Origin of the sequence: Clostridium sp., from assembly GCF_047718555.1 — a bacterium.
In the GTDB taxonomy this organism is placed as follows: domain Bacteria; phylum Bacillota; class Clostridia; order Clostridiales; family Clostridiaceae; genus Clostridium_I.
The window spans coordinates 1-6,859 of record NZ_JBDNRK010000100.1 but is presented as its reverse complement, the minus strand read 5'-3'; the positions used below and the strand labels follow the sequence as shown (position 1 = coordinate 6,859).

6 protein-coding genes are annotated in these 6,859 nt (G+C 29.5%); 4 read left to right on the top strand and 2 right to left on the bottom strand.

All coding sequences use genetic code 11. The features are described from left to right. Positions 1 to 356 precede the first annotated feature (356 nt). From ABF633_RS20305 to ABF633_RS20295, 3 genes are all read left to right on the top strand, one after another. Positions 357 to 1,082 (top strand): NAD-dependent protein deacylase, encoded by a 726-nt coding sequence (locus ABF633_RS20305; RefSeq protein ID WP_415526476.1) that lies wholly within the window; start codon positions 357 to 359, stop codon positions 1,080 to 1,082. Positions 1,083 to 1,246: 164 nt separating this feature from the next. Further along, positions 1,247 to 1,459, top strand: a complete 213-nt coding sequence (locus tag ABF633_RS20300) for a helix-turn-helix domain-containing protein (protein ID WP_415526474.1) — start codon at positions 1,247 to 1,249, stop codon at positions 1,457 to 1,459. Between the two features lie 299 nt (positions 1,460 to 1,758). Continuing rightward, positions 1,759 to 2,847 (top strand): glycoside hydrolase family 113, encoded by a 1,089-nt coding sequence (locus tag ABF633_RS20295; RefSeq protein WP_415526472.1) that lies wholly within the window; start codon positions 1,759 to 1,761, stop codon positions 2,845 to 2,847. A gap of 207 nt (positions 2,848 to 3,054) precedes the next feature. Here the strand turns inward: ABF633_RS20295 and ABF633_RS20290 are convergent, their stop codons facing one another. Both ABF633_RS20290 and ABF633_RS20285 read right to left on the bottom strand, forming a co-directional pair. Next, the gene (locus ABF633_RS20290) at positions 3,055 to 4,245 is read right to left on the bottom strand and encodes an ABC transporter permease (protein WP_415526470.1); all 1,191 of its coding nucleotides are present in this window, start codon (positions 4,243 to 4,245) and stop codon (positions 3,055 to 3,057) included. Continuing rightward, positions 4,235 to 4,966, bottom strand: a complete 732-nt coding sequence (locus ABF633_RS20285; protein WP_415526468.1) for an ATP-binding cassette domain-containing protein — start codon at positions 4,964 to 4,966, stop codon at positions 4,235 to 4,237. The genes ABF633_RS20290 and ABF633_RS20285 overlap by 11 nt, the downstream gene beginning before the upstream one ends. A gap of 383 nt (positions 4,967 to 5,349) precedes the next feature. Here ABF633_RS20285 and ABF633_RS20280 point away from each other — a divergent pair, with 383 nt between their 5' ends. Continuing rightward, complete coding sequence (locus tag ABF633_RS20280; protein ID WP_415526466.1) at positions 5,350 to 6,696, top strand: aspartate kinase; 1,347 nt, start codon at positions 5,350 to 5,352, stop codon at positions 6,694 to 6,696. The last annotated feature ends 163 nt before the right edge of the window (positions 6,697 to 6,859 follow it).

Genomic DNA, 6,859 nt, shown 5'->3' with positions numbered 1-6,859 from the left:
TTATACTCTGTTTAATTTTCAAAGATCAATTTCTGTCATCTGACAGCTTTTATATTATATCAAGTCAATTTAATAATGTCAACTACTTTTTTAGCAAACCTGTATAATATAATTTATATCACTTACATCATCATATTTAACAATTCCAACCACTTGATAAAGTGACATTAAGATGATATCATACCGTCATTATATTTGTCTATACGGCCCTGCCATAATAAAATTTTATCTTTGAATTGCTCACTTTTATTAACTTTTTCTTGATATTTTATATATAGATACTCCTGGTTAGGTTTATGTTGTTAAATTATAATTATCTTATATTTTATGCTATAATATATAAAAGAGGTGGTAATATGTGTAATGACGAATTAAAGCATATAATAGAAAATAGTAATAATATTGTGTTCTTTGGAGGAGCTGGAGTTTCTACTGAAAGTTCTATTCCAGACTTTAGATCCGAAAGTGGGCTATATAAAACAAAAAATAATTTTTCTTATGCTCCAGAGATTATGCTAAGTCATAGCTTTTTCATAAATCATACGGAAGACTTCTTTGACTTTTATAGAGCAAAAATGATATACAAAGAAGCAAAACCAAATCCTGCTCACTATGCACTAGCTGAACTTGAAAGAAACGGCAAACTAAAAGCTGTAATAACCCAAAATATAGATGGCCTCCATCAAATGGCCGATTCAAAAAAAGTTTTAGAGCTTCATGGTTCAATCCATAGAAACTACTGCACAAATTGTAATAAATTTTTTGATCTAGAATACATTTTAAATAGCAAATCCATTATTCCAAAATGTGATATATGTGGGGAAACTATAAAGCCAGATGTAGTACTATACGAAGAAGGCTTGAATATGGATATTATAAATGAATCAGTTAGCTTTATCAGTAAGGCTGATGTACTTATTGTAGGAGGAACTTCACTTGTTGTTTATCCGGCTGTCGGTCTCATAGATTATTTTAAGGGCAAGAAGTTAATTCTCATAAACAAAGCCTCTACTCCCTATGATAGAAAAGCAGATTTAGTGATAAACGATAGTATAGGTAAAATCTTAAAAGGAGTACTATAATATCGTATAAAAACTTCATAACATTTACAGATAATACAGCAAATTGTACTAAAAATTTAATTTTATTTTTTATAAATTTACGATATAATAAAAATATAAATAAAACTTCATCATAAGTTAAACTTGAGTATATAATTTCATATAGAGCTAGAGGGGGTTTTTTAATGGTAAATGGTAGTAAAATAAGAGAGATTAGATTAGAGAAAGGATTAACCTGCATGGATGTATCTAATTTGTCCAAAAACCTAGCAGTTCCTATTTCTAAAACTTATTTGGAGGAATTAGAAAGAGGTGCTAAGCGTAACCCATCCTTTAATGTTATAGAAACTATATCAATTATATTAAAAGTACAATTGGATGATTTAAAAGTAAGTTAAATATATTAAAACCGTTAAACTTTTAAGATAGCATATATAAGTTTAGCGGTTTTTTATTTTAATTTTAAATTTTTTATTGAAATCTTAATAAGTTTTATATTACTATATCTATATAATATCTATATTAAACATTTCTATATCTGAATTGAATTCTGAAAGTAATTCTAATAGATATTAATATTTCTATATTTATCTCATATTGGGCAAATAATCCTTGTAAACATTCATATCACTAGATTTGCCTGTAAATTTTTTATTTTTCTCTAATTCTAACTTTTAATAACAAGGAGCCTAAACCAATGAAAAAAAGTATTGTAATGATATTAATGTTGATTTTGACAATTTTGTTATCTATCTCCTGCAGTACTAAAAAAAATACTAGTGCAAGTATTATTAAAGAACGAGTATTAAATAAAAACTCAAATATAAAAATTAAATCAGGTAATTTATCTACTGATTATTCCATTGACAATACCTTAAATGATATTAATACTTTTAACCTAAACACTATAAGTATTCCTGTAATTGTAGATATATCAACCTTATCTTCAGACGATATGAATATAAACAAAGCTAGCGAAGAAAAAGCTATAAATTTAATTAAAAGGCTTAAAGGCCAGAATATATCTATAATTCTCGAACCCTATCCTTGGATAGATAACGGAAACCTTTATGAAACAGATTGGAAGCCAAATAATATAAACACTTTTTTTTATAATTGGAAAAATAAAGTCTTAAAAAGGTTAATTGATAATGTTGCCAATCCCTATGATGTAGATGCCATGATAATTGCTTCTAATTTTGTACATATGGAATTTGACGAAAAAGACTGGTGTGATACTATTGAATATGTTAGACAATATTATAAAGGACTTGTTACTTATAGAACCTGTTGGTGGTATACTGCTTCTTGGGACAAGAATTCATTAAATTTATTTAAAACAAAATTAAATAATAAATTATTTTCAAAGGTAGATTTTATATCTGTTGCTGCCTATTTTGAACTCACTAATAACAGTACAAATTCTGTAGATAATCTTGTAAAAGCTATCTCCTCTACTGAGCGATACAATAGGAAACAAAATATAAAGCAGGAATTGAAGAACTTTAATACAAAATGGAATAAGCCCATATTTTTTGGGGAACTTGGCTTTCCAAGACGAAATAGAGCTTCCATAGAACCCTGGAATCCTAATCCATCCAATATAGAAAATGATATAGAGCAAGCTAACTGTTTTGAGGCATACAGACAAGTTTTTGAAAATCAATCCTGGCTTATGGGCTTTTCTATATTTGCCATTGGAGATAAAAGCATAGACAAAAATTATTATCCCAGTGATGCTAGTAAAAAAATAATAAATAAGTGGTATAAGAGCAGTGAAAATTAATCACCGCTCTTATAAACAGACTTCTTGGCATCAGGTGGAGTTTTTATTCCATCTGATGCCAAGAAGTCGTTATCCAGGGACATAGCCACTCTTTACTCCCACTTTGAAGAAAAGCAGAGAACCAAAATTTTTAATTTTGTGTGAATCGCTTTCACAGAGTGCGATGGGAGTATTAGAGTGGGTAGTCATCGGATAAATTGCAGAAAATTACGCTCTAAAAACCACATCTTCCCTACTAAACATATACCTTGCAAATAAAAGTGCCGCTACTACATATACTATCATCCAAATAAAGGTTATGGCAATATGATTATAGTTATATATACCTACTAATAATTCCTTTATGAGACAAGATGCATTGGTAATAGGTATATTAAAATAATAACCTTCTATACTCTTGGCATCCTTAAGCATTGTTAAATAAGCCAATATCATACCTATAATCATTACTGGTGAAAGATATGTTTGAGCTTCTTTAAAAGATTTAGCATAAATACTTATGGATAATTGAATAGCCCCAAAAACCATAGTTAATAATATTGGAATAAGCATAATAAGAATAATGTTAGCAGAATTTAAGTTTAGATCAGCTTTACCTGCTGAAGAAAAAATACCATTTTTTTGCTGCATAGCTATAAATAAGCTTGATAGAGAAGCTAGTGATATTATTATCCCCATGATTGCTATTGCAAAGAGTTTGCCCCAAAGTATCGACATTCTACTGGCTTTCGTTGTTAAAAGTGGTTCCAATGTTCCCCGCTCTTTTTCACCAACGCCTAAATCTGTTGCAGCTGCCATGGTTCCTGTTATACTATAAATTATTAAAAGCAGTGGAACCAGCATTACTATCATCATTTTTCCAACTCCACTTTCCTTGTTATCAACGGTATCCTCTACTATATCTATAGGATTTAAAATATTAGCATTTATATTTCTATCTGATAATCTTTTAGATACTACTTCTTTTGAATATTGATCTATGTATGCTTTAACAATACTTACAGCAGTAGCTGCATTATTACTAGAATTATCGTAAGCCATAGTTATCTTTTCAGCAGTTTCATCTTTTATATTTTTATCCAAATCTTTAGGTATCGCTATTGACAATAGTATTTTTCCTGTTCTTATATCATTGTTTACATCTTTAGAATCAATAATTTTTATATTCTTTTGTGCCTTAATAAATTTACCTAAATTACTATTGCCCTGATCTGTTATATTTATTGATATACTTTTCTCTACATTTTTAATATCATTACTAGAGGCCTTTCCTATAAAGTAAGACAAGGCAGGCAAAACAATTAAAGGTATGAGAATGCTTAATATTAAAGTTTTTCTATCTCTAAATATATCTAGAAGTTCTTTTTTTAATACTATTAGTACAATATTATTCCTCATCATTTTCACCTACCAAATTCATAAATATTTCTTCCATATCTTTACTTTTGTATTTTAACTTTAAATTCTCAATAGTTCCCTCTTCTAATATCTTTCCCTTATGAATTATAATTATTTTGTTACATAACTTCTCAACCTCTGACATACTATGACTAGAAAATATTATTGCCTTTTTTTGATTCTTACATTTTAAAATAAATTCCTGTACAATTTTAGCAGCAGTCACATCTAAGCCTGCTGTAGGCTCATCAAACAATACCACTGAAGGATTATGAACTATAGATCTAGCAATAGCTACTTTTTGTTTCATTCCCCTAGAAAACTTACCTACCTTTCTATCTATATATTTCTCCATTTCTAAACTTTGTGATAATTTATCTATACTTTCATCCGCTTCTCTTCTTGACATACCATTAAGCTCTGCAAAATATCTTATATTCTCTCTAGCGGTTAATCTATCATAAAGTCCAACCTCGCCCCCAAATAATATACCTATTTCACCTCTTACAGTTTCAGGATCCTTGTTGATATCATACCCATTGACAACAGCAGTTCCCTCAGTAGACTTTAGCATTGTAGCTAGAATCCTTAAAGTAGTAGTTTTACCAGCTCCATTTTCTCCTAAAAGACCAACTATTTCACCATCATTAACCTGAAAACTAATACTATCTACTGCCCTTATCTTTTTAAAAGACTTACTTAGATTTTTTACAGCTATCATTCACTTACCACCTTCGCACTTTAATTCACAATAACAAATTGTTAGATTTTGTTAAAAATTTATTTGTGATACTATAATATAATTGTATAATAATGTTATTATAACATACACTTGTGAGCTAACTAGATTATATTCTTCTTAAATATTGCATAAATTCAACAATATATGACGTATTTTATACAATTATCAGAGATGATTATTGTACATGGCTAAAATGAACATTGCATAATTATTAATTTTTTGATATTATAGTCTAGTTATGTAATAAAAATATTTCTGATTTTAATAAAAAATTGGCAATAATAAAATATTTATCCTAATTTCGGCAAATAATCTACATAAGTATTAATATATTATTTATACTGTTTTGGGAGGGTAATAAATTGGAAAACATTATTGTAGCAAAATTTGGTGGCAGTTCACTTGCAGATGCCCATCAGTTTGAAAAAGTAAAACACATTGTAGAAAGTAATCCTGAAAGAAAATATATTGTACCTTCAGCTCCAGGTAAAAGACATAGTAAAGACTATAAAATAACAGATTTACTATATCTCTGCCATACCCATGTACAACAAGGTATACCTTTTGATGACGTATTTAAAATTATAGCGGAAAGATATACAGAAATCGTTGAAGAACTATCTGGAAGATATAATAACATGAAGGATCTTGATATAAATCATTATTTAAATGTAATTAAAAAAGATATTTCTGAAGGTGCATCCTCAGATTATACTGCAAGTCGTGGTGAATATTTAAATGGAATTATATTATCAACTCTATTGGGTTATGAATTTATAGATCCTGCTGATATAATTTTGTTTGACGAAAATGGCTGCCTTTCTTCAGAAGGTACTCAGGAAGCTGCACATAAGCGTCTAATTAAAATAAATAAAGCAGTAATTCCTGGTTTTTATGGTTCTCAATGCGAAGGCCAATGTGAAAGACATATAAAAACTTTTTCTCGTGGCGGATCAGATGTAACCGGTGCTATAGTTGCCCGTGCAGTAAATGCTTCCCTATATGAAAACTGGACTGATGTTTCAGGTTTTTTAATGGCTGATCCAAGAATAGTTACTAGTCCTCATCCAATTAAAACAATAACTTATAGAGAACTTAGGGAACTATCTTATATGGGTGCTACAGTTCTCCATGAAGACTCAGTCTTTCCTGTAAGAGAAGCAGGTATTCCAATAAATATAAAAAATACCAATATGCCACAGGAACCTGGAACATTGATAGTTAGTGATACTAAAGCTACAAATAATGTGGGCACTATAACAGGAATTGCAGGAAAAAAAGACTTTACAGTAATAGCAATAGAAAAAAATCTTATGAATACTGAACTGGGCTTTTGCAGAAAATTATTGTCCATTCTAGAGACACATGGAGTAGTATTTGAAAGTATGCCTGCAGGTATAGATTCTGTTTCATTAATAATTGCGGATTCACAAATAAAAAATAAATTAGAAAATGTACTTCATGATATTAAGAGACAATGCAATCCTGATTCCATAGAGGTTCTGCCAAATATGGCATTAGTAGCTACTGTTGGTCGAGGAATGTCTCAATCAAAGGGCGTTGCTGCAAAAATATTTGATGCTCTTGCTAAAAATACTGTAAATATACGAATGATAAATCAAGGCTCTAGTGAAATAAACATAATAGTAGGCGTTGAAAATAATGATTTTGAGAAAGCTATTAGATCTATTTATGAAGCTTTTATGTAATAATTTTATTTTAACTAAAAAATATTTACCGTCCTTAATACTTAAGGGCGGTTTTTTCATCTTTTAAAAATTTTCATAGAAAAAGAACAGCCCTATACAGGACTGTTCTTAAGAACCCAGCATCGACCTACTCTTCCACAGGGCTACCCCTGCAGTACCATCA